The sequence below is a fragment of the Synechococcus sp. H55.9 genome (assembly GCF_047462355.1).
Taxonomy (GTDB): Bacteria; Cyanobacteriota; Cyanobacteriia; order Thermostichales; family Thermostichaceae; genus Thermostichus.
In genome coordinates this window covers 1-1,105 of record NZ_JANSJB010000201.1, presented here as the reverse complement: position 1 = coordinate 1,105, position 1,105 = coordinate 1, and the positions used below count along the sequence as shown (strand labels likewise).

Below are 1,105 nucleotides of genomic sequence, written 5' to 3'. Positions count from 1 at the left end.
CACCCCCGGCCCCTCTCCCTGAGGGAGAGGGGAGTTGGTGGTAGGATCTTGGCATCCTCTCGCTCTAGTTGATAATGACTCCGGAACAAGAAGAGTGGCTGATCCGCGCTGTTCAAGAGCTGCAAGCGGCCCAGCAGGAGCTACGTCTTGTCCAACAAAATCAGCAGCTTCTGATTCAAGAACTGCGAGAAGGGCAGGCAGTGCTGGCCCAGTTTTTCCGCGAGTCCATGGATCGCTTTGATGCGCGCACCCGCGCTATCGAGCGCCGCACGGATGCCCTGGAGCGCCGAACTGAAGCTCTGGAACGGCGCACTGACGAGATGGCCCAAGAGATGAGGGAGATGCGGCAGGAGATTCGAGATCTGCGCCGCGATTTTTTGGAACGGCGGTAGGCCCAAGCGCTCCGCGCTGGCCCTCACCCCCGGCCCCTCTCTTTGGGGGAGCAGCCCCTCACCCCCGGCCCCTCTCCCTGAGGGAGAGGGGAGTTAGTAGGGATCCGTGCTGGATTACTCTAGAGAGAACTTTGACGTTGCTCGATCGGCCTTTCCCTTCCTTAGCGAGTTTGCCATATGTCTGTTATCCGTGCCCTGCACCGCCAGTTGGTGAGCAAAGAGCGCTCGGCCGAGGAGATCGCGCGCGAATACCTGGAGCGCCTGCACCAACTGGAGCCGCAGCTCAAGAGCTTTATTACTGTTACGGAGGAGCTGGCGCTGCAACAGGCTAGGGCGGTGGATGCCCGCATTCGCGCCGGGGAGGCGATTGGTCCGCTGGCCGGGATCCCGTTGGCTGTGAAAGATAACCTCTGCACCCAAGGGATCCGCACCACCTGCGCTTCTCGGATTCTGGAGGGGTTTGTGCCGCCCTACGAGTCAACGGTGACGGCGCGGCTGGCGGCAGCCGGCATGGTGACGGTGGGCAAAACCAACCTGGACGAGTTTGCCATGGGCAGCTCCACGGAAAACTCGGCCTTTCAGCGCACTGCCAACCCCTGGGATCTGACGCGGGTGCCAGGGGGATCCTCAGGCGGGTCGGCGGCGGCGGTGGCGGCAGACCAGGCGGTGGTGGCCTTGGGATCGGATACGGGGGGATCGATCCGCCAGCCGGC

Annotated in this window: 2 protein-coding genes; both read left to right on the top strand. The window is 63.0% G+C overall.

Translation table 11 applies throughout. The annotated features are described in order from the left end of the window. The first annotated feature begins 74 nt into the window (after positions 1–74). Positions 75–392, top strand: a complete 318-nt coding sequence (locus tag NW857_RS13125) for a hypothetical protein (RefSeq protein WP_414369235.1) — start codon at positions 75–77, stop codon at positions 390–392. A 177-nt stretch (positions 393–569) separates the two neighbouring features. Further along, positions 570–1,105 (top strand): amidase (locus tag NW857_RS13120; RefSeq protein ID WP_414369233.1); only part of this gene is annotated, 536 nt, incomplete at its 3' end.